The 20,858-nt window shown below is 65.5% G+C and carries 19 protein-coding genes and 1 pseudogene; 3 read left to right on the plus strand and 17 right to left on the minus strand.

Going from position 1 to position 20,858, the window contains the following annotated elements:
- Nucleotides 1–29: 29 nt before the first annotated feature.
- The 9 genes from AC07UK_RS35835 to AC07UK_RS35875 form a co-directional block, all read right to left on the minus strand.
- Complete coding sequence (locus tag AC07UK_RS35835; protein ID WP_494687970.1) at nt 30–1,028, minus strand: Gfo/Idh/MocA family protein; 999 nt, start codon at nt 1,026–1,028, stop codon at nt 30–32.
- Nucleotides 1,029–1,119: 91 nt separating this feature from the next.
- The gene (locus tag AC07UK_RS35840; protein ID WP_114135191.1) at nt 1,120–1,452 is read right to left on the minus strand and encodes a Dabb family protein; all 333 of its coding nucleotides are present in this window, start codon (nt 1,450–1,452) and stop codon (nt 1,120–1,122) included.
- A gap of 56 nt (nt 1,453–1,508) precedes the next feature.
- Nucleotides 1,509–1,811 carry a YciI family protein gene (locus AC07UK_RS35845; protein WP_436224267.1) on the minus strand — a complete coding sequence of 101 codons (303 nt, stop codon included), beginning with the start codon at nt 1,809–1,811 and terminating at the stop codon, nt 1,509–1,511.
- A 13-nt stretch (nt 1,812–1,824) separates the two neighbouring features.
- Entirely contained in the window at nt 1,825–2,706 is an 882-nt protein-coding gene (locus AC07UK_RS35850; protein WP_436224268.1) for an intradiol ring-cleavage dioxygenase, read from the minus strand.
- A gap of 30 nt (nt 2,707–2,736) precedes the next feature.
- On the minus strand, nt 2,737–3,705 hold the full coding sequence (locus tag AC07UK_RS35855) for a sugar ABC transporter substrate-binding protein (protein WP_114135188.1): 969 nt from the start codon (nt 3,703–3,705) through the stop codon (nt 2,737–2,739).
- 64 nt (nt 3,706–3,769) lie between these two features.
- Nucleotides 3,770–4,735 carry an ABC transporter permease gene (locus tag AC07UK_RS35860; RefSeq protein WP_114135187.1) on the minus strand — a complete coding sequence of 322 codons (966 nt, stop codon included), beginning with the start codon at nt 4,733–4,735 and terminating at the stop codon, nt 3,770–3,772.
- Nucleotides 4,732–5,721: an ABC transporter permease gene (locus tag AC07UK_RS35865; RefSeq protein ID WP_436224269.1), complete on the minus strand. Its 990-nt coding sequence runs from the start codon at nt 5,719–5,721 to the stop codon at nt 4,732–4,734. The genes AC07UK_RS35860 and AC07UK_RS35865 overlap by 4 nt, the downstream gene beginning before the upstream one ends.
- A 1-nt stretch (nt 5,722) precedes the next feature.
- Complete coding sequence (locus AC07UK_RS35870; RefSeq protein WP_436224270.1) at nt 5,723–7,231, minus strand: sugar ABC transporter ATP-binding protein; 1,509 nt, start codon at nt 7,229–7,231, stop codon at nt 5,723–5,725.
- Between the two features lie 14 nt (nt 7,232–7,245).
- Complete coding sequence (locus tag AC07UK_RS35875; protein WP_494687971.1) at nt 7,246–8,586, minus strand: amidohydrolase family protein; 1,341 nt, start codon at nt 8,584–8,586, stop codon at nt 7,246–7,248.
- 216 nt (nt 8,587–8,802) lie between these two features.
- On the opposite strand from AC07UK_RS35875, the gene AC07UK_RS35880 reads away from it, so the two are divergent.
- Nucleotides 8,803–9,717 carry a LysR family transcriptional regulator gene (locus AC07UK_RS35880; RefSeq protein ID WP_436224272.1) on the plus strand — a complete coding sequence of 305 codons (915 nt, stop codon included), beginning with the start codon at nt 8,803–8,805 and terminating at the stop codon, nt 9,715–9,717.
- A gap of 39 nt (nt 9,718–9,756) precedes the next feature.
- On the opposite strand, the gene AC07UK_RS35885 is transcribed toward AC07UK_RS35880, so the two are convergent.
- From AC07UK_RS35885 to AC07UK_RS35910, 6 genes are all read right to left on the minus strand, one after another.
- Complete coding sequence (locus AC07UK_RS35885; RefSeq protein WP_436224273.1) at nt 9,757–10,629, minus strand: NAD(P)-dependent oxidoreductase; 873 nt, start codon at nt 10,627–10,629, stop codon at nt 9,757–9,759.
- A 43-nt stretch (nt 10,630–10,672) separates the two neighbouring features.
- Nucleotides 10,673–11,746: a maleylacetate reductase gene (locus tag AC07UK_RS35890; protein WP_436224274.1), complete on the minus strand. Its 1,074-nt coding sequence runs from the start codon at nt 11,744–11,746 to the stop codon at nt 10,673–10,675.
- 339 nt (nt 11,747–12,085) lie between these two features.
- Nucleotides 12,086–13,498, minus strand: coding sequence for a TolC family protein (locus tag AC07UK_RS35895; RefSeq protein ID WP_436224275.1), 1,413 nt, complete (start codon nt 13,496–13,498; stop codon nt 12,086–12,088).
- Between the two features lie 44 nt (nt 13,499–13,542).
- The gene (locus tag AC07UK_RS35900) at nt 13,543–14,721 is read right to left on the minus strand and encodes an HlyD family secretion protein (RefSeq protein ID WP_436224276.1); all 1,179 of its coding nucleotides are present in this window, start codon (nt 14,719–14,721) and stop codon (nt 13,543–13,545) included.
- Nucleotides 14,722–15,216 (minus strand): DUF3302 domain-containing protein, encoded by a 495-nt coding sequence (locus tag AC07UK_RS35905; RefSeq protein WP_494687972.1) that lies wholly within the window; start codon nt 15,214–15,216, stop codon nt 14,722–14,724. It lies immediately after the preceding gene.
- 52 nt (nt 15,217–15,268) lie between these two features.
- Nucleotides 15,269–15,598 (minus strand): hypothetical protein, encoded by a 330-nt coding sequence (locus AC07UK_RS35910; protein WP_436224278.1) that lies wholly within the window; start codon nt 15,596–15,598, stop codon nt 15,269–15,271.
- Nucleotides 15,599–15,866: 268 nt separating this feature from the next.
- Between AC07UK_RS35910 and AC07UK_RS35915 the strand changes: the two genes are divergently transcribed.
- Nucleotides 15,867–16,313, plus strand: coding sequence for a hypothetical protein (locus AC07UK_RS35915; RefSeq protein ID WP_494687973.1), 447 nt, complete (start codon nt 15,867–15,869; stop codon nt 16,311–16,313).
- A 195-nt stretch (nt 16,314–16,508) separates the two neighbouring features.
- On the opposite strand, the gene AC07UK_RS35920 is transcribed toward AC07UK_RS35915, so the two are convergent.
- Nucleotides 16,509–19,427 (minus strand): ATP-binding protein, encoded by a 2,919-nt coding sequence (locus tag AC07UK_RS35920; protein ID WP_494687974.1) that lies wholly within the window; start codon nt 19,425–19,427, stop codon nt 16,509–16,511.
- A complete protein-coding gene (locus AC07UK_RS35925; protein WP_436224281.1) occupies nt 19,427–20,077 on the minus strand; it encodes a response regulator in 651 nt (216 codons plus the stop codon). The genes AC07UK_RS35920 and AC07UK_RS35925 overlap by 1 nt, the downstream gene beginning before the upstream one ends.
- Nucleotides 20,078–20,562: 485 nt before the next feature.
- Here AC07UK_RS35925 and AC07UK_RS35930 point away from each other — a divergent pair.
- Nucleotides 20,563–20,711, plus strand: a pseudogene (locus AC07UK_RS35930) (DUF1697 domain-containing protein); the annotation flags it as partial.
- Nucleotides 20,712–20,858 lie beyond the last annotated feature (147 nt).

Here is a 20,858-nt window from a genome sequence, read left to right on the forward strand (position 1 = left end):
GAGGAAACGCCAAAAAATCCTGCTCGTCCTCACAGCGCGACGGCTTCGCCGCCCCGTTCGCTTGATTGCACGATGGCCTCGAACAACTTGATGTTGTCCACCAGTTCGCCAGCCGTGAAAGGATATTGCCCCAGACCTGCCACGGCGTCGGCCCACGCCTCGAAGTTGGCCAGCACGGCGTCATTGGCTTCATAGACGCACTCCATGGGCGGCACCCCGGTACCGCTGCAATGCGTCAGGCGAGTGGGCAGGCCCTGGTCGACGTTGCCTTGGGATACGATCTCCACCCAGCCCTTGTCACCGAACACAGCGATACGCCCGTGGAACGGCGTGACCGAAAGGAAGCTGAGGGTGGCCTGCACACGCGAGCCAAAAGCAATGGTGGCCGTGGTGAAGTCGCGCACGGGCTCCGGGAAGACCAGCGACTCGGTACGCGCCCGTACGCTGCTCGCGCCGCCGGCCAGGGCGACAAAGATGTCGGTGATGTGGATGCCCACCGCCGTCATCATGCCGGCCGGCGCATGCTTCTGGTCCAGGCGCCAGTTCGACGGATCGAGTTTGCGGAACAGGTCATGGCTGACATTGGCCTCCATATGCAGCAGGCGACCCAGTTCGCCGGCACGCACCATGCGCATCAGCTCGACGATGGCGGGTTCGAAGCGGCGCTCGTGCCCCACCCCGAGCACCTTGCCCTGCCGCGCGCAGGCATCGACGATACGCTGCGCGCCGTCCGCCGTCATCGCCAGCGGCTTCTCGCAGAAGACATGCTTGCCGGCCTCGAGTGCCGACAACACCTGCTGCTCATGCAGCGAATGCGGGGTGGCGAGGATCACGCCTTCGATATCGCTGCGCCCCAGCACTTCGGCCAGGTCGGCGGCGAGTTCCACGCCCGACTCGCGCGCGAACTGCCGCCCGTCATCGGTCACCATCGGGTCGACGGCCACGACCACCTTGAACTTGGTACTGTTGCCCAATGAGCGGATGATCTGCTTTCCCCACCACCCCAAACCGGCCACTGCGACTTTCACAATCCGTCTCCTTTGAATGCTGGCCTGCCGGTCAATCGACGCCACCAATGTCGAGGCCGGTCATGCCTACCTGAATGAATGCGCTACGTGGTCAGTGATCTGGTTCAGCGTGCGGCCCGGCGCCGTCGTAGTCGACCTGATACCTGGCGATACGCAGGTCGCCGAGCTCACGCTTGACGCGCTGGTGCTCGGGATGGCTGGCATAGCCCTCGAGCGCGCTGCGCGAGTCGAACTCCGAGTACAGGACCACGTCGCAGGCATAGTCGACGCGACTCGAGTCGACGCCGATCTCGATATGCCGCAGGCCGGGAATCCTGCCGCGCAGGCCCTCGAAGGCACCCTTGAGCCGTGCGATAGCATCCCGCTTCTCTCCTTCGTTGTCCCCGCGCAAGTTCCACATCACGATATGTTTGACGATGGGCAAAATGGCCTCCCTGGCTGAAGCGTTGTCTCTCTTTGTTTCTGCGAATGTCCGGCGCCTCAGGCCACCGGAAAACCCGTCTTTTGCTGCCACATATTGTTGAAGGCGTGAATCGCGCTCGTGGCGTAGACTCCGGCCCGCGTGAACGGCTCTTCGGCCAGCCAGCGACGCGCGGCCTCGATGGATGCAAAGTCGATCACCAGCAGGCTGCCGACCATGGTCTCGCCGTCCTCGGCCAGCAGCGGGCCGGCGAAGGCGATCTGGTTCTCCACGGCGCGCAGGTAGACCTTGTGTTCTGGGCGCACGCGCAGGCGCAGTTCGCCTACGCCGGGCTTGTCGATCAGGTGAAATACGTAAAGCATGGGGCTTGCCTCGTTATCTGTTGGCCTGGGTGGGCTTGACGGGATTGAGCACGAAGTCGTAGTCGAGCGTGTAGAACGGCATGTCCGACTTGCCGCCGTCAGGGGTGTTGCCAGCCTCGTGGCGGACCCAGTCGGCCACCAGCGAGGTGCGCACGCCGAATACTGCGTCGGAATCCAGGTACCTATCGCCGTCACGGAACACATGGGTGACCAGCGTCTCGTAGCCGGGCGCCGAAATCATGAAATGCAGATGCGCCGGGCGCCACGGGTGGCGGCCCATGGCGTCGAGCATGCGCCCGACCGGGCCGTCGTGCGGGATCGGATAGGACTGCGCCACGATGGACCGGAAATGGAAGCGCCCGTCCGCGTCGGCGTGCAGCGTGCCACGTCCCTGTGCGCAGCTACGCTCCGGGTCCTGCACATCGTAGAAGCCCTCGGCATCGGCCTGCCAGACTTCCAGCTTCGCGCCGGGCACGACCTCCCCGGTGATGCTCCTGACCTGGCCGCTGACAAGGCACGGCTCGCCATTCATGCCGTTGCCGACGTCGGCGCCGAGCTCGTACTCGGGCGCGTCATCGACATAGAACGGGCCGAACACCGTGGCCTCGGTGCAGCCTTGCGGCTTGCGATGGTTCTGGGCAGTCACCAGCGTGGACAGGCCGAGCGTGTCCGACAGCAGGATGAACTCCTGGCGCGCGGGGTTGCAGGTGTGGCCGACCTCCGTCAGGAACTGGATGCCGGCGGCCCACTCCTCCTCGGTCAGCTTGATGTCCCTGGCGAACGCATGCAGGTGCTGGATCAGGCTGGTCATGACCTCCTTGAGCCGGCGGTCTGTCATGTCGGCGTTGCGGGCCAGTACCGCCTGGGTAATGGTCTCTTCATCGAGATTGCGCATGATGCTGTTCCTTGAGATTGCGTGCAGCCGCTATGCCTTGGCGCCGTCTTCCCAACGCGGGCATGCACGCTTTTCGACGGGTACGTCGAGCGGCTGGTAGTTGGTCTTGTCGACCACCGTGGCAGGCAGCACGATGTCCTGCTTCACCGGCAGGCCGCGCAGCTTGCGGATCGCCGCCATGGTGCCGAGGCAGCCCTGCGCAAAACCGTTGTAGTCGCCGGTGGCGAGCATGGTGCCGGCCTTGATCGCGTCGACCGCTTCCTTGGTGCCGTTGATGCCGGATACCAGCGCCTTGCGGTTGGCGCCCTGCAGCGCTTCAATGGCGCCGATCGCCATGGCATCGTTGGCGGCGAACACGCCGTCGATCTTCGGGTAGGACTGCATCAGGTTCTCCATCACCTGCAGGGCCTGCAGGCGCTGGTAGTTGGCCGGCTGCGAGGCCAGCAGCTTGACGCCCGGGAAGGCTTTCAGTGCATCCTGCACGCCACGCACGCGATCGACATTGGTCAGCGAGCCCTTGACCCCTTCCAGCAGCACCACATTGCCCTTTCCGCCCATTGCCTTGAACAGGTGGCTGGCGGTCTTGAGGCCGAGTTCGTAGTCGCTGGCGCCGACGAAGGAGACGAAGGTGCCGACATCGCTGCGGTCGGTGACGTTGACCACCGGGATGTTCGCCGCGTTGATCTTCTTCACGCCCGGGCCCATCGCCTTGTAGTCGACCGGCACGAACACCACGGCGTCGGCCTTCTTGACGATGACGTCCTCGATCTGGCTCATCTGCTCCGGAATGCTGTCCGGCTTGGTCGGGATATAGTGCGTGACCTTTGCATTCATACTTTTGGCCGCCGCGTCCGCGCCCTGGCGCAGTACCTGGAAGTAGGGGTTGGTCTGGTTCTTGGTAAAGACGGCGATCCGTTCGCCATCGGCATGGGCGGCTGGCATGGCCAGCACGCCGAAGGCCAGCATGGCGGCGATCTGCTTCAGGTTACGCGCTTGCATCTTGTGTCTCCTTGGTTTTGGAATATCGCCGGCGCACTCCGGGCCGGTGTTGCTTCTGGATGGCTTACCGCGTGCCGAGCCGGCGCCGCGACAGCGTGTCGAGGAATACCGCGAGCACCACGATGATCCCGGTGACCAGCGGCTGCCAGTTGGCGCTGACGGTCAGCAGGTTCATGCCGTTGAGCACCAGCGTCAGGATGATGGCGCCCACGAGCGTGCCGGAGACCCGGCCCACGCCGCCGAACAGCGAGGTGCCGCCGATCAGTACCGCGGCAATCGCCGGCAAGGTCAGCGTCTCGCCGATATCGCCCTCGGCCGAATTCAGGCGCGCCAGGAACACCAGGCTCGCCAGTCCGGCCATCGCGCCGCTCACGACATAGACCAGCACCAGCCGGCGCGTGACCGGTACGCCCGACAGCCTAGCCGCGACGGGGTTGGCACCGATGGCGTAGATCTCCTGGCCATAGGTGGTCTTCTGCGAGATCGCGGACCCCGCGACCAGGAAAGCCAGCATCAGGAACACCGGAATCGGCACGCCCCACAGATAGCCACTGCCGATTGCGCGGAACTCGGGCGAAAAGCCGTGGATGGTCTCGCCGGCCATGAACCAGTAAGTCAGCCCGTGCAGCACCCAGAGCATGCCGTAGGTGGCGATAAACGGCGGGATGCGCAGCGCCGCCACCAGCAGGCCGTTGCCGAGTCCGATCAGCACGCCGCTGCCCAGGCCGACGCCCACGCCAAGCGTGGTCGAACCGGTGGCCTTCATCACGCTCGCGGCCAGGCACGCGGACATCGCCACGTTGGCCCCCACCGACAGATCCAGGCCGCCGGTCAGGATCACCAGCGTCAGGCCCGACGCCAGCAGGAACAGCAAGCTGGCCTGGCGCAGCACGTTGAGCAGGTTGTTCAGCGTCAGGAAGGCATCTGACGCCAGCGCCAGCGCCGCGCACAGCAGGCCCAGCGCAAACAGGCGGTAGGCAAACGATCGGGCATCCGTCGACAACGGGGCCCATGCGGTTAAGGTATTCATGCTTTCCCCTTGATGGATTCGATCAACAGCACCACCAGCACCAGCAGGCCGATCGCCGCGACCTGGATCGAGGACTGCACCCCGACCAGGTTCAGGCCGTTGCGCAGGACGCCCACCGCCAGCACGCCAAGCACCGTGCCCGGCAACCAGCCATTGCCGCGATCGAAGGTGGTGCCGCCGACCGCCACCGCGGCAATGGCGTCGAACTCCAGCCCGATCGCCGCCGTCGGATGGCCGGCGTTCATGCGGGCGGTCAGTAGCAGCGCGGCAATGCCAGCCATCACGCCACCCAGCGCGTACACCGTGACCAGCCAGCGGTTGATTCGCACGCCGGCGAACTTGAGCGCCTCACGGTTGCCGCCAAGCGCGAACACATAGGCACCGAAGCGGGTGCGATAGAGCAGCCAGTGAAACAGACCATAGAACGCCACGGCGAGCCAAAGCGGCAGCGGGATGCCGAGCAGTTCGCCCGAGTAAAGCAGCGGAATGATGTCGCCGATGCCGACCACGCTCTGGCCGTCGGTGAGCACCAGCGCGAGGCCCTGCGCCACGCCGAGCGTGCCGAGCGTGGCCACGAATGGCGGAATCCCCAGGCCGGCCACGAGTGCGCCGTTGAGCATGCCGAACACCAGCCCGACGCCAAGCGCCACCGCCAGCGCAAGCAGCAGCGAGCCCGTCGCGACCATCACCATGGCCAGCGCCACGCCGCACAGCGTGAGCACGGCGCCCATCGACAGGTCCAGCCCCTCGGTCATGATGATCAGCGTCATCGGCAACGCGATCAGCAGCAGGATGCTCGACTGCGTGCCCACATTGAGCAGATTGGACACGCTCAGGAAGCCCTGCCCCGTCAGCGCGAACACCAGCGTCAGCAGCAGCAGGACCCAGACCGATCCGGGCAGCCTGCCGAGCGCCGGCTTCAGCGCGGTCGTGAGCGCAGGCAGCGAGGCGCGCGGCAGCGCGCGGGTACCGTGCATATCAGGCATGTCAGGCATCGTTCATCCCCAGTTGCAAAATGCTTTCCTCGGTCATTTCGGCATGCGCGAGTTCGCCGGCGATGCGGCCTTCGCGCATGACATAGGTGCGGTCGCAGACGTTGATGATTTCCGGCAGCTCGGAGCTGATCAGCAGCACCGCCGCGCCCTCCTTCACCAGCCCGTCGATCAGAGCGAAGATCTCGGCCTTGGCGCCGACATCGATGCCGCGCGTCGGCTCGTCGAAGATAAACAGCTTCGATTCGGCGACCAGCCACTTGCCGATCACGATCTTCTGCTGGTTGCCGCCCGAGAGGAATTGCGCAAGCTGGTCGCCGCCAGGCGTGGCAATGCGCAGCCGGGCGATCTCGCGCGCAGCCAGCGTGTCGGCCTTGCCGCTGCGATACCAATGCGCGGGAAATGCGCGCCGCAGTCCGGCCAGCAGCAAGTTGTCGCGCACGGAGCGGATCAGCGCCAGGCCCTCGGTCTTGCGGCTCTCCGGAATCAGTGCCGCGCCGAGCGCGCGCGCCTTGTCCGGGCCGCCTTTCATCGGCTTGCCGAAGATGTGGATCTCGCCCTGGCGGATCGGGTCGGCACCGAACACCGCCCTCGCCACCTCGCTGCGGCCCGAGCCCACCAGCCCCGCCAGGCCGACGATCTCGCCGGCGCGCACGTGCAAGTTGATGTCTTCGATACCGCTGTCGGCGCTGACGCCGCGCACCTCCAGCGCCATCTCGCCGGAGGGGCCGCCGCGCGTACGGGCGTAGCTCATGTCGACCTTGCGGCCGACCATGCGCGCCACCAGTTCATCGGGCGTGGCGTCGCCGGGCAGATAGCTGCCAACCTTGCGACCGTCGCGCATCACGGTGATGCGGTCGCCCAGCGCGAATACCTCGGCCATGCGGTGCGAGATATAGATCATCGACACGCCTTCGGCCTTGAGCTTGCCGATTACCGTGAACAGCTTCTCGGTCTCGCGGTCCGAGAGCGCCGCGGTCGGCTCGTCGAGCACCACGATGCGCGCGTCCTGCGACAGCGCCTTGGCGATCTCAATCATCTGCTGCTGCGCCACGCCGAGCCGATGCACCGGCGTATGCGTGCTCAGGTCCATGCCCAGCAGGTCGAGCAGGCGGCGCGCCTCGGCATGCATCTTCGCGTGGTCGACGGAGCCCGGCACGCGCCCGCGCGGCTCGCGCCCGAGGAAGATGTTCTGCGCGATATCCAGGTAGGGCACCAGCGAGAACTCCTGGAAGATCACGGCGATGCCGAGCCGCATGGTGTCGACCGGGCTGGCCACGCTGACACGCTGGCCCTGGTGGTAGAACTCGCCGGCGTCGGCCACATACACGCCGCACAGTACCTTCATCAGCGACGACTTGCCCGCGCCGTTCTCGCCGAGGAGCATGTGCACCTCGCCGGGGTAGATTTCGAACGACACATCGTCGAGCGCCTTGACGCCCGGAAAGCCCTTGCAGATGCCGCGCATCTCGAACAGGGGGGTCACTTCGGTGATCGCGTTCATGGTCTCCTCGTCGGTTATGCGTGGGCCGGTGTGCGAAGCAGGCGCTCGCCCGACGCGCGCAACGCGTCCAGCGCGGCCGGCAGCCCGTCGACCAGCAGCCGGCCGTGGCGCTTGCGGGCCACGCCCGCGACAAACACGCTGTCGATATTGGCCAGGCTGGCCTGCATCACCACCGCGCTGACCGGGTCGTGCAGCGGCACCATGTTGGGCCGCCGCGCGTCGATCAGCACCAGGTCGGCCTGCTTGTTCGCGGCCAGCGAGCCGATGCGGTCTTCCATGCCGAGCATGCGCGCGCCGGCCACGGTGATCCAGGCCAGCGCCTCGCGGCAGCTCACTTCATGGCCGGCGGCGATCTCGCCGTGCTGCGCGCGGAACGCGGCATGATCCAGCGCGCGCTGCACGCCGAGCGCGATGCGCGCGGCAATGAACATCTCGCCGGACAGCACGGATTCGAGGTCGACACCGAGCGAAGGCATCGCGCCCAGCTTGCGCAGCCGTCCCGTGATCGGGAATCCGTGGCCCTGCGTCAGTTCGTTTTCCGGCGTAAGCGAGAAGCTCATGCCGGCGTCAACGAAGCGCGCCAGTTGAGCGTCGCTGAGATTGTTGCCGTGCACGATATTGATATGCGGCCCGAGCAGGCCGGCGGCTTCGAGCCGCTCCCAGCCCTCGGGCGTACGCGCGGCGCCCCCGCCCTGGTGCATGCTGGCGAGCAGGCCGAACTCGCGCGCCAGCGCAAAGTCGTGCAGCACCACGTCCATCGTCGAGTAGTGCGGACCGAGGATAGCCAGCCCCAGGCTGACCAGGCCGGAGCCCTGCAGCCGCCGCGCCAGGCGTTCAACCTCGCCGCGCGGATGCGGAGTTTCCCAGAACGGCGCGACGCCCGGCTTGGGATCGGGCTTGGGCGAGCCATGCAAAAACGCCGCGCGGATGCCGGACTGCTCCAGCGCGTCGAGCGCGGCGTCGCTATGCGCGGGGGTGGGATTATTGTGGCACCAGTCGACCAGCGTGGTCGTGCCGCAATCGAGCTGGTTCCATGCGCCGACGAGCGTGGCGATATGGACATCTTCCGGCGCAAAGCGCGTGGCCAGGCCGGCATGCATCTCGCGGAAATACCCGGTCAGCGTCCAGCCTGCGGCGACGCCGCGCAGCGCGGTCTGCCAGGTATGCATGTGGGCGTTGATGAAGCCGGGCGCCACGATAAAGCCGCGCGCGTCGATATGCGCGGCATCGGGGGCGTCGATATGCGGGGCGATCTCGGCGATGCGCTCGCCTTCGATCAGCAGGTCGCCGATGAACTCGCCATGGGCGGGTTCCATCGTGACGAGCGTCGCCCCGCGAATCAGGGTACGCGTCATGCTTTTGTCTCCTTGCGTCGTGGCGGGCGCTTGTGCTGCCGCCTTCGCTTTTTCAGCGTCTTGTCGTGGCGCCCGTCAACGTCATTTGCAAACGTTTGCGACCAGCGTGCAATGAAGTCTATACTGGCCAAAAATGGAAAAAAACGACGTACAAGGAAATCTTCTTTCCGCGCCACGGGAGAATCGGGCGGCCCGGAACGAAGCCGGAGACAAGGCATGGACCGCTGGACCGAAATTGAGTTGTTCGTACAAACCGCCGAACTTGGCAGCATCACCAAGGCCGCCGAAAGCCTGGAGATCTCGAATGCGGCAGCAAGCCGCTACCTGAGTTCGCTGGAGCAAAGGCTGTCCGCGCGGCTGGTCGAGCGCAATACACGCCGGCTCTTCCTGACACAGGTGGGCGAGGAGTTCCTCAAGCGCTGCAAGGGGGTACTGGCGGAGATGAAAGAGGCCGAGGCCGACGTCAGCGCCACCGTGCTGGAGCCCAGCGGCACGCTGACCATTACGGCCTCGGTGTCTTTCGCGATGAAGCACCTGGCGCCGCTGATGCCGGAGTTCACCTCGCTCTACCCGAAGGTGAACGTCAATATCCTGACCGCCAACCGCTACTACGACATCATGGACAGCGGCATCGACCTGGCGATCCGCACGCGTGAGTTCGAGCCGGACTCCAACCTGACCGTGCGCCGCCTGGCGCAGACGCGACGGGTGCTGGCAGCCTCGCCGCGCTATCTCGACCACAAGGGCACACCGCGCAGCGTGGAAGACCTGGTCAATCACGAGATGATGATCTACGCCTACGCCAACCGGCCCAACGAGCTGGCGTTCACGCGGGGCGACGAGCAACGCGTGGTGACGGTGCGGAGCAAGATGGAGTCCAACGAGGGCCAGGTGCTGCGCGCGGCCGCGCTGGAAGGCATGGGCATCCTGGTGCAGCCCAAGTACATCATCTACGACGACATCGTCGCGGGCCGGCTGATCCCCGTGCTCGACGACTGGGATCTGCCCAGGCTGACTGTCAATATCGCATTCCAGACCAGGCATCACCTGCCGGCACGGGTGCGCCTGTTCATCGAGTTCCTGGTCAGCCACTTCCAGCGCATGGATTACGAGCGCAAGTGGACCTCGTAGGCCGCCGGGGGCGGCTGGCCTACCGGCACCGGGCATTGACTAGCCAGGCTGCAAGCCCGCGGCCAGTCCCGCCGACTTGATCACGGCGGCATAGTCGTCGCCCGCCATACCCTGCGCGGCGGCGCCCTGCAGCATCTGTCCAAGCAACGCGGTCAGTCCCATTGGCACGCGCAGTTCCGCGCCGGCGTCGAGGATCAGCCCGACATCCTTGAGCATCTGGTCCACCGTGAAGGTGGGCGTGTAGTCATGCGCGACCAGTTGCGCGGACTTTGCCTTGACGATCGGCGAGGCCACGGCGCTCGCGGTGATCACCTCCCACATGGCGGCCCAGTCCAGGCCGCCCTTCTTGCCCAGCGTCAGCGCTTCGGCCAGCATGCCGCTGGTCAGGCCGATCAGCAGATTGACGACCAGCTTCATCAGGCGCGCCTCCTCGGCTTCGCCAAGATAGAACTGCGCCGGGCCCAGTGCAGCCAGCAGCGGCGTGACACGTTCGTAGGCCTCCTTTGGCCCCGATACAAGCGTCGTCAGCCGGGCCGCCTCGGCCATGTGGTTATTGCCCGACACGGTCACGCGCAGATAGCTGATGTCTCGCGCAACCAGCGCCGGCGCTGCGGCGGCAGACGTTGGAGGAGATATCGTGCTGGTGTCGATGTAGAGCGCGCCAGGTCTGGCCGCGGCAGCGACCTGGCCGGAAACGGCCGTGAACGCGGCATCGTTTGGCATGGAGCTGAACACCACCTCTGCCCCGGCAACCGCTTCGGCAAGCGACGCCGCAACGGAAAGGCCCGCCTGCTGCGCAGCCGCCACCTGCGCGGGAGCCACGTCGAATACCAGGACCTCATTTCCAGCCGCGGCCAGATGACGTGCCATCGGCAAGCCAATCTTGCCCGTTCCGATAAACCCAATTTTCATGGTCTCTCTCCAGTTTCTCGTTTGTGAGCTTGCATTCATGGGTTCATGCCGGACGCACGCCGTCATAGGCGGCCTGCAGCAGAGCCCGGATCGGCTCGCGCTCGATCGGGCGGGGATTCCAGTAGGGGTTGGCCAGGGCGATGTCGGTGGCGCGCTCGAGGTCTTGCTCGCGCATGCCGATATCGCGCAGAGCGACCGGTGTGCCATGGCGCGCGGCCAGGTCGAACAATGCCGCTGGCGCCGAAACCCCGGTCGCGCCGGTGGCCCGCTGAATGCGTGCCATCGCCTCCGGTGCTGCCGCCGCGTTATACGCCATGGCATGGGGCAGCACAATGGCGTGGGTCTCGGCATGCGGCAGGTTAAAGCTGCCGCCCAGCGTGTGGCACAGCTTGTGATGGAGCGCCATGCCGACGCTGCCGAGCACGGTGCCACACAGCCACGCGCCGTACAGGCACTGCGCGCGCGCGTCGAGATCGGTCGGTTCACGAAAGACCGCGGGGATGCCGGCGGCGAGCGCCCGGATGCCCTCCTCGGCCATCAGCGACATCACCGGGTTGGCGTCGCGGGCATATAGTCCTTCGGCGGCATGGGCGATCGCGTTCAGGCCGCTAGTCACGGTCAGCCCGACGGGCAGCCCGACCGTCAGTGCCGGATCGTAGATGACGGTGCGTGGCAGCACGCGCGGATCGCGGCCCGTCTTCTTCAGGCCTGCCTCCGTGAGTCCGTAGATGGGCGTCATCTCCGAGCCGGCGTAACTGGTCGGAATAGCCAGGATCGGCATGCCGGTTTCCAGCGCAATGGCCTTGCCCAGTCCGGTGGTCGAACCGCCGCCGATGGCCACCACGCAATCGGCGCCGGCCGCACGGGCACGTGCCACCGCCTCGCGGGCGCTCTCCACCGGCACGTGCATGACGGCGCCCGGGAAGATGCCGGCCGACAGCGAGTCCAGCAAGTCGGAAACGCGCTGGGCCTCGGCAACCTGGTTGGGCGTGCAGAGGACCAGGGCACGCCTGGCGCCGAGGCGCCCGACCTCGTCTGCAACCTGGTCCGACGTGCCGGCGCCGAACACGATGCGGACCGCATGCGCCTCATGGATGAATGGTTGCGACGACTGCATGGCTTCCTTCAGGTCTTGGTACGGATCAGCAGAACGCTATCCTTCCGTGCGCAGAAAGGAAACAGCGCGTCCGGAAAACACTCTTCAACAATGCGGAAGAATTGCCTGGCAGAACAGCAAGTCTGGTACGCATCCGCAGGTCCAGTACCGTGAATCGAGACAGTGTGTCCCTTGCAGACAGCATGACTTCGAGCCGATGTGATCGCCAGCTGCAGCTGCGGGTAGCGAGAGCTGAGCACTGGGGATTGCTGGCGTGAAGTGGACTCAAGCTCACATTCAAAATTATTCAATGACCAGTTTTATAGATTCGGCAGGAACGATGGCGTTCGGCGCGCCGACCTACATGGGCAGCGCCTCGGCGCAGTTCAAGGCGTTCATGGACGCCTCGTCCTTCCAATCACCACCCAACGCCAACAATAGCGCAATGCGCTGGTTAAGGTGTTCGGCCTGCACGTTGATAAGATCCATCTCGGCGGCCACGAGTACCTGCCGCTGCTTCAGCACGCTCCGCGTATCCGAGGCGCCGATGCCCGCGCGCGCCTCCTCTCGCTGCACCAGTCCACGGCTTTCATCCACCCGCTCCCGCAGTTGCCTGGTGCGTTCGGCATAACCGGATTCGGCCTGCAGTCCCGCCTCCACCTCGCCCAGTGCCTGCAGCGCGGTGTTGCCATAGGCGATCAGGGCGGCTTTCTCTTCGGCGCTGTAGTACTCCGCCCTGGCCTTGAGCTCTCCGCCCGTGAAGATCGGTGCGAAGAACGAACCATTGAGTCCCTTGATCGGGCTGCCGGCCTGGTTGAGCAGGAACACGTCGCTCCGGATGCCGGTGATGGCTGCGCTGATGGAAATGCGCGGCAGGCGCGCTGCCTCCGCCGACTGCCGCATATCGAAGGCCGCCGCAACACGGTGCGCCGACGCCGTCAGGTCGGGCCGACGCTCGACCAGGTTAGCCGGCAAGCCCGCAGCCGGGGCCGGGGGCATGGCCGGCAGTTCCGGCCCGGTCGCGATTTCTCCGGCGGGATAGCGGCCCAGCAGCAGTTCCAGCGCCTGCGCGGCCTGGCTTCGGGCCAGTTCGGCTTTCCCGATTGCGTCGCGTTGCGCGCGGAGCGCATTCCGCGCTTCCAGCAGCTCGGTCTCCGGCGCTACCCCAATCTCGACGCGCTGGCCGGTGATCCGCACCAGTTCATCCTGAATGGCGGCGGTCTGCCGCAGTCGATCCTCCAGCTTCGCGTTCTGGATCAGCGTGAACCATGCCCTGGCAGTGGTCGCCGCGACCACGCGCTGGGCCCAGAGATAATCGTCCCTCGTGGCCGCATATTGCGATTCCGCAGCGCGCGACTGGGCGCGGATGCGTCCCCAGAGGTCGATCTCCCAGCTCGCGCCGATCGACAGGATCTGTGTTTCCGAATTGCCCGCCCTGCCCTTCACGCCTGCGCTCGGGAGCATACCGCTGCGCTGGATGGCGACCAGCGCCTGCGCCTGCTGCACGCGCACCGCGGCCAGCCGGAGATCGCCGTTGTGCGCAATGGCCTCCCGCACCAGCCGCTGCAGCTCGGCATCGTCGAAGGTCGCGAGCCAGCCATTGGCGGCGGCGCCGGCCGTGGCCGCGTTCGCCCACGTGGCCTGTCCTTCGAGCGCCGGCACGGCCTGGCGTCGAAGGTCCGCGCCCTCGGGCGGTGTCTGCAGGGCGCAGCCGCAAAGCATGGCGGCCGGAAGCGCCAGCAGCAAGGTCTTCTTCAGTTGAAACGACGACACGGACTTCCCTCTTCCAAATCTCTGGCAAATCAAATCGAGTGAGCCTAGTGAAGCTTGAACACCAGGTAGTTCAGCTTGGAACTGACGCGCAGGAAGACCATGCGGATGATGTGAAACATCTCCATATGCTCCGTATAGATCGCGCCCGCTCCGACTGCCCCAACTGGAAGCATCAGCCCGCTGGATTGGTCGCGCAGATCGAGCTTGACCGCGAACCGGTTCGGCACCACATCGGTGGCGCCGGTGTTCGGGATCATGCCGCCCTGCGCAATCTGGCCTTGCGATTGTGCCCAGACGATCGAATTGACTTTCGCCTTGATGATCTCGCCCGGATTCGTCGGCAGATAGATCTCGGCGAGATCGCCCTCCTTGACGTTGTAAAGCTCGTTCTGGTTGTAGAAGGCAACAACCTCCTGCGAATCCTCGACAAAACTGAACGCCGCCGAGAACGGAAACGGCACGAGCATGGTGCCCACGCGCACCTGCAGGTTCACGACCTTGCCATCGGAGGGCGCCCGGTAGACGGTCTGCTCAAGCTCCCATCGGGCGTTCTCGAGCATGACTTCGGTCTCCGCCCGTTTCGCGCGTGCCGTTGCAATGGCGGCAAACTCCCCCTGGCTTCTGGCCGACAGCTTCTGCCGGACCTCATCCTCGGTGGCCTGCGCGCTGACCAGCTCGCCTTCCAGTTCACGCTGGCGGGTCAGTGCATCTTCCCGGTCGAACTTTGACCCGGCCCCCGCCGCAAGCAGTGCGTCATGCTCCTTGGCCCGCTGGCGGGCAAGCGACAGCCTGGCCTGCACAGTGCTGACCCGTCCGGCCGCGCCGCGCACCGATTCGCTGAGCTGGCGCGCCGACGCCTCGGCTTCAGCCAGCGCGGCGTCGTCGGCCATCAGCCTGCCTTCGAGTTGCCTGACCGAGGCCTGATAGGGAGTCGGATCGATCCGCAGCAGGACATCGCCCTTCTTGTAGCGCCGGTTGCCTTCGGCCGGCAGTTCGACAATGCGGCCGCGGACCTGTGGCACCACCTGCAGGACCTTGCCCACCACCCGCACGTCATGGGAGGACGGGGCCACCACGTTGAGCGTAAGGACCAGCATCGTCATCGCAACCACGGGAATCGTGATCACAATGACCATGGACGTCGTGTTCCAAGGCAGCCATTTGAACTTGAAGAAAACCAGCCAGACGGCGAGCGCGTAGACACCAAGCAGCAGCGCATCCATTCAGATCCGCTCCTTTCCGGCGCGCTTGCAGCTGGCGATGTCCATCGTCGTGGATGCCCGCAGGGTGACGATGTTCCTCGGCCCGTAACAGACTCCATGTCCCGCTACCTGCGTCGACGGCACCTTGTCATGGCCTGGCGCGTCATCGTCTTCCGGTGCCTTGTCGGTGCCGTAAGCGGCCCGGTAGAACACGGGCTTCGTGTGCGCCCAGAGCCAGGCCAGCGGCCACAGCAAGCCCCCAAAGAAGAGCGATAGCAGGCATAGCGAATGGATGGCCTCCTTTTGCGGATGGCGCTTGCGATGTGCGATCTTCTCGGGCCAGATATGCAGCATCCAGAACAGGTAGACCCCTGCCACCGGCACGAAGAACAGAACCACCCAGGAGATGGCATTGGCCGCGGTCTCCAGGGTCTTGCCACTGAGTACGGATGCGAAAGCAGGTTCGCTCGATGCCAGCAGGCCGATGCCCGCCAGCAGATAGGGGCGCAGTTTCATCGAATTTTTTGAGATGGAGCGTTGACGCTCGATTGCACAATGCACGGGCCGGTCAAGAGCCGGTTGCCTCGTTGCGCGGGCCGCCCCGGTAGGCGTCATCGCGCGCGTGTCCCGCGTGCCGGTGGGATGGTGATTCGTCCTCGCCTTCGTCCGCTGGCGCAGCGTCGGCGTACAGAAGGTTGTACTTGCTGCTGGCGGGCTCGCCGCCAGCGCGGCAGACCGCGGGCTTCGAGGCAAGTCCGGCTTGCGCGCACGCATCGGGCTGATCTCGCAGACCCTTTGACTCCAGTCCGCGCGGGAGCTGCGCATACGCTTGCCCGGCGCCCGCGATCAGCAGCGCAATGCCAAAGGCCCGCACGGCCGGGCGGCAGTTGTTGATCATGTCTGCAGGTTCCTTCGATTGGATTCGGATGCCGACGACGTGCACCGGCGCGGCCGGTCACGTCTCGATGAGGCCCACACCTTATGGCAGCGGGCCGGTCGCGGCTATCAAAGAACTTCGAAAGTCCGGGCGCGCGGCGTTGCTCCGCTCCCGGTACGGCGGCGCTTTTCGAATTCCTTTGATAGCCCCCACGGCGTGACCGACCTACCCTGTTCCCCGTCGTACATCGCTCGGGTGTAGTCCAGGCTCGCCCGACCCGCAGAGCCCAATGAATGCTGTTTCCCCTATCGTTGCGGGCCTCGTCGCCGTCGCAGCGGCCAGCGCCCTGTCCGGGTGCGCAATCCCAACCGCCGAGACCTTGAGCCCGTTCCAGGAGCCGTGGCCATGGACGAAGCTCGTCGCCGTCAATCGGACCGATCACGATGTGCTGGCGGTGCGCTCCGGCCATTGCGAGACCGGGCCCGCGTTGCGGCAATCGCAATCCGCGCCTTCGTTCTGCTTCCTCGGCAAGAAGTCCGAGCGGCCCATTGCAATCACCTGGAACGATGCCGGCGCCGGTGCGCAACACACCTCCACGGTGCCGCTTCCGCCCCTGTGGCCGGAAGATCCCCGCCCCGAGGACTTGACGGGCGGCTACCTGTGCGTGCTGTTGCGCAATGATGCGCGAGTGAGCCTGACAGTCACCGCCACCGCGCAAGCCTGCGCTGTCCTGTAGAGGATCGCGATTGCAGGGTTGCAGGGCTTCACAGGCTGGCGCATTGAGCCACCGTGGACCGGCTATTTCGGCACGGTCCAACTGACAACTGCGCTTACTGCACCGAGTAGCCGCGGTCCGTCATGCAGGCCCGCCAGGCTTGCCAGGACGACGTCATGTCCCAGTCAGAGGCAGGCTGGCGTGCCGGCAATGCTGCTAGGCAGCGGACAGGCACTGGCACAACTGCCTGAGGCTTTGTGCGATATACACGGACTGAAGCTCGATCTCGTCGTCCCAGCCATCCGCATCCGCGGTGTAGTCGCGCAGGTCTTCGCACACCTCCGCCAGTTCTGACGGCCCGACGACCGCCAGGCCGCCCGCGATGCGGTGCAGCAGTTGCGCCAGCCCAGTCATGTCCCGTCCGGCCCGAATCACGTCGTACTCATCGAGATCCGCTCCGGTCTGGGCGAGGAATGCTTCGACATAGCCGGCAGGAATCCGTGGCAACTCGGGGAGATCATCGTCACCGAACGATGCGGCTGCCTGCTCCAAGTCCTCATGGCCCACGCCCTCGTCACCGTGTGCAAGAACCGACGCCAGCGTGGCGAGAGACACCGGCTTGGTCAGATAGCCAGTGAATCCCCTCGCCCGCCCTTCGGCGACATCCTCGGGCCGCGCGCTTGCGCTCACGGCGTAGACGGGGATGTCGATGCCGGCGTGCCTCATTTCCCGAAGCAGGTCGAAGCCGTTCATGACGGGCATGTCGATATCGGTCAGGACCGCGTTCATGCGGTTCTCCCTCAGTGCCGCCATGGCCTCGCTGCCATTGCCCGCGACGATGACTCTCGCGCCCAGCGCGCGAAGCTGGTCGCGCAGCAGATTCCGGTTCAGCAAGTTGTCTTCCGCGATCAGCACGGCGTGGCCCACAAGCGGCGATGTGGGGCGCCCGACAAGGCCTTCCTCGCTCCGCTTCGGTGGCTGTGCTCCGGTGATGACCGCCAGCGCTGCTGCATGGATGCCTGCGAGGCTATAGCTGGAAACCTCGCGGCCGCCGTCCGGCCGTGTCGTCGCAACCAGCGGCCCCAACTGCTTCAGCCAGACGACCGAGGCCGGCTTCGGCCACCAGGCCATGACGTGCCTAGGATCAAATGCCTCGGTCACCAGCAGGCAGTCATAGCTGTCTGCATCCACGGGCTCATCCAGGTTTGAGCGCGCCGACGGCTGGCACGCGCCCCAGTCGAAGTGGTTCAGCAATCCCTCGATGCACTCGGGTTCGCGGGACAGCACCAGCGTCCGGTTCGGCGGCAAGCCTGGGCGCACCGGGGGCGGCACCGCGTCGGACACGCCCAACGGCAGACGAACCGTGACGCGCGTTCCCACGCCCAGGGTGCTGTCCAGCATGATGCGGCCACCCATCCGTTCCACCAGCCGCATGCAGATCGACAGGCCCAGCCCGGTTCCCCGCGCCTGGGCGATCCGATTGTCGGCGAACTGGGAAAACGGCTGGAAGAGCCGGTCCTGGTACTCATCCGGTATGCCGATGCCGGTATCGGCGATGACGATCTCCAGATCCCCTTCCAGCCATTGCGCGCGCAGGACGATCTTGCCCGCCTGGGTGAACTTGAACGCGTTGCCAAGCAGGTTGTTGACGATCTGGGTCAGGCGCACGGGATCGAGATCGAGCTGCGAGGGAATGCGGCTGCTGTACACCGGCAGGAAGCTCAGTCCGCGCTGCGCGGCAAGCGGGGCATGGGCGATCGCGATGCGGCCGAGAAGCTCCGTGACGGATACGGGCTGTACCTCGATGCTCAACGCGCCCACGTCGATCTTCGAGAAATCGAGCACGTCGTTGACGATCTGCAGCAGTCCTTCGGCCGACACCTGCATCGCGCCCACCCTCATCCGCTGCTCCGGCTCCAGAGGCCCCATTGCGACGAGTTCCATGTTACCCAGCAGCGAGGCAAGCGGCGTGCGAATCTCGTGGCTCATCGACGCGAAGAAGGCCACCCTGGCCCTGGCGGCCGCTTCGGTCGCGAGCCGGGCTTCATGCAGGAGCCGCTGCGCACGTGCCGCTTCCGCATAAGTGCCGGTCAGGAAGCGATAGTTCCAGTAGCGGTACATCGCGAACAGCAATGCAATCAGCACGGCTGTGATTGCGCCGATGACAATCAGTTCCTCCGTCATCCCCCGAATCTGATGCCCGATCGGGAGCGCGAAGATCAGGTGCCCGAAATCTGCCACGAGTGGCGGGCGGCGCACTGCCCAGCCATAGTCCGGGACCCAGTGGAATAATCCGTCCGGCCGCGCTTCCAGCCTGGCATTCAGGTGTTGCGCGTTGGCCCGTGCGCCGGCCGCGACCAGCGGAGTGCCAAGGCTGTCGAACACGATCGGTTCGGGGATCGACAGGTTGGGCCCGGCATCCCGCAGTAGCTCGTGCAGCGGGATGCGTGTCAGCACGACCGCGTAGAGCGTGTCGCCCTTCGCGACCAGCGATGCGCCAACCATCTCCGGATCGGTGCCTGCCGCACTGGCCGGGACGCCCAGCCATTCGACGCGCTTTTCCCTCGCGGCCTGCAGAACATCGATATCGCGGCTCCGGAAGCGATCAAGGATCGTCCTGGTGATCAGTGCCGGTGGCATCGGCGGCGGTATCGGCCGCGCCGCCGATCCCGGTGCATCGGGCGATTCATAACGATACGTCGCACCGCTGGCGATCGAGATCATTTCGATCGACGGCCTCTGGCTGGCGGCAATCAGCGTGCGGGCCGCCTGGTCGCAGCTCTGCTGCAGCACGTCGTCGGCCGGCGCGGACGGAAAAACCTGCGTGCAGAGGCCACCCTGGCTGCCCGGTGAGAGCGCAAGCGTGCCATTGGCACGCAGCTCCAGGAACAGGTTGCTCGCGGCCAGTGTGCTCCGGCGTTCGAGGACGGCATCGACGACACCCTGCTCATACAGGCGGGCCACCTGCTCCTGGGCGCGCAGCGAGCCATTGAGCCGAACGAACACGCCCGTGGAGGCGATTGCGACGGCCAGCAGCCCCAGCAACACAATCACCAGCGAGAAGACCCGGCGTTCCCGCTGCAGATTCCGCTCAACCGCGCGGAGGTCGGGCGACGGCTCGAACGTGCCCTGCATCAGGTCAGACCGTTGTCGCGCGCGTAGGCGACGAGGTCCGCGTTGCTGGTGATGTTCAGCTTGCGCATGGCCGAGCGCTTCTGTGTCGCCACGGTTGCCAGCGTGCGGTGGAGGTATCCGGCGATTGCGGTGACGGTGCTTCCGGCGGCGAACATCCGCACGACTTCGATCTCCTTCGGAGACAGCGCGCTGGCGCTTGCGCCTGCCAGCGCGCCGGCGCTCGACATCCTTGCCGATACCCCCGGCGACAAACGCGGGCCCTGGCCGGAGATCGCATCAATGCAGATCTGCCGCAGGATGCCTGGGTCCTCGTTCTTGCCCACGATGCCGGCGATACCGGTCTCCTGGATGCGCGTGAGCAGACCGCCGTTGGTCAGCATCGTAAAGACGACGATCGGCGTGTCGGGGCTGGACTGCTTGAGTCGCCGGATCAGGCGAAGTCCGTCATCGCTCTCTTCGGAACGTCCCATTGTGAAATCCGTAACAATGAGATCGGGCCGGTGCGCCTCCAGGGCAGCGAAAAGCTCCCTGCCGGAAGCGCACATCGCAGAAACCTGGACATTCGGGATCTCGCTCAGGGTGGTCTTGACGGCGAGTTGAATCACCGGGTGATCGTCCGCGATCACGGCGGAGATGATACGTGGTGGCATGCGCGTTAATTCTCCACACCCCGGGTCGGCTCCGGGAGGGTATCTGCTACTACAGCCTGCAATGGATGGTCCGGCCTTGAGGCGAGAAATGCCTTCGCTCGTTGAGCGGCACAATGAATGAACCGGGGTGGCGCGACCAGCCGGGGGACCAGCCTGCATAGGGCTCGCGATTGTATCAACTGGCCCACACGTCCATTTGACGAATCGGGTCAGTTGCTTGACTGATCGTCCCATGGGGCGCACAGGCCGCAAACCACTGACGGTGCCGACGGCGTCTTGGGTGACGCCCCGGTCCAGGTAAGCCTTGCTGCCGCGGCCTGCAGGATTGATGGGCAGCGGGGACCTCGCAACTACGGCGGACACAGCTCCATTGACGAGCCGCTGCGCTGGCCAATTGGCCAGCGAACGCCTTACTATCAACATCACCCCGCATTTACCGTTGACCGCAAGCCGTGTAGCGGTTCGCCAGCAATTACGAGATAGCCATGCCCCGATACGTTGCCTTTCTTCGCGGCGTCAGCCCGATGAACGCCCGCATGCCCGAACTCAAGCGCTGCTCGAGGCCGCGGGCTTCTCCGAAGTGAAAACCTTGCTCTCCAGCGGCAATGTCGTGCTCGACGCGCGCTCGTCGTCCGAATGGAATTGGCGCCCGTGACGATCCGAATGGCGGCGGCACATGGCCTCGCGCTGGCGGTCAGTGAATTGCCTTGAACATGTCTTCGACCACCTTCTTGGCGTCGCCGAACACCATCATGGTCTTGTCCATGTAGAACAGCTCGTT

Source organism: Cupriavidus sp. GW821-FHT07C08, from assembly GCF_059419025.1.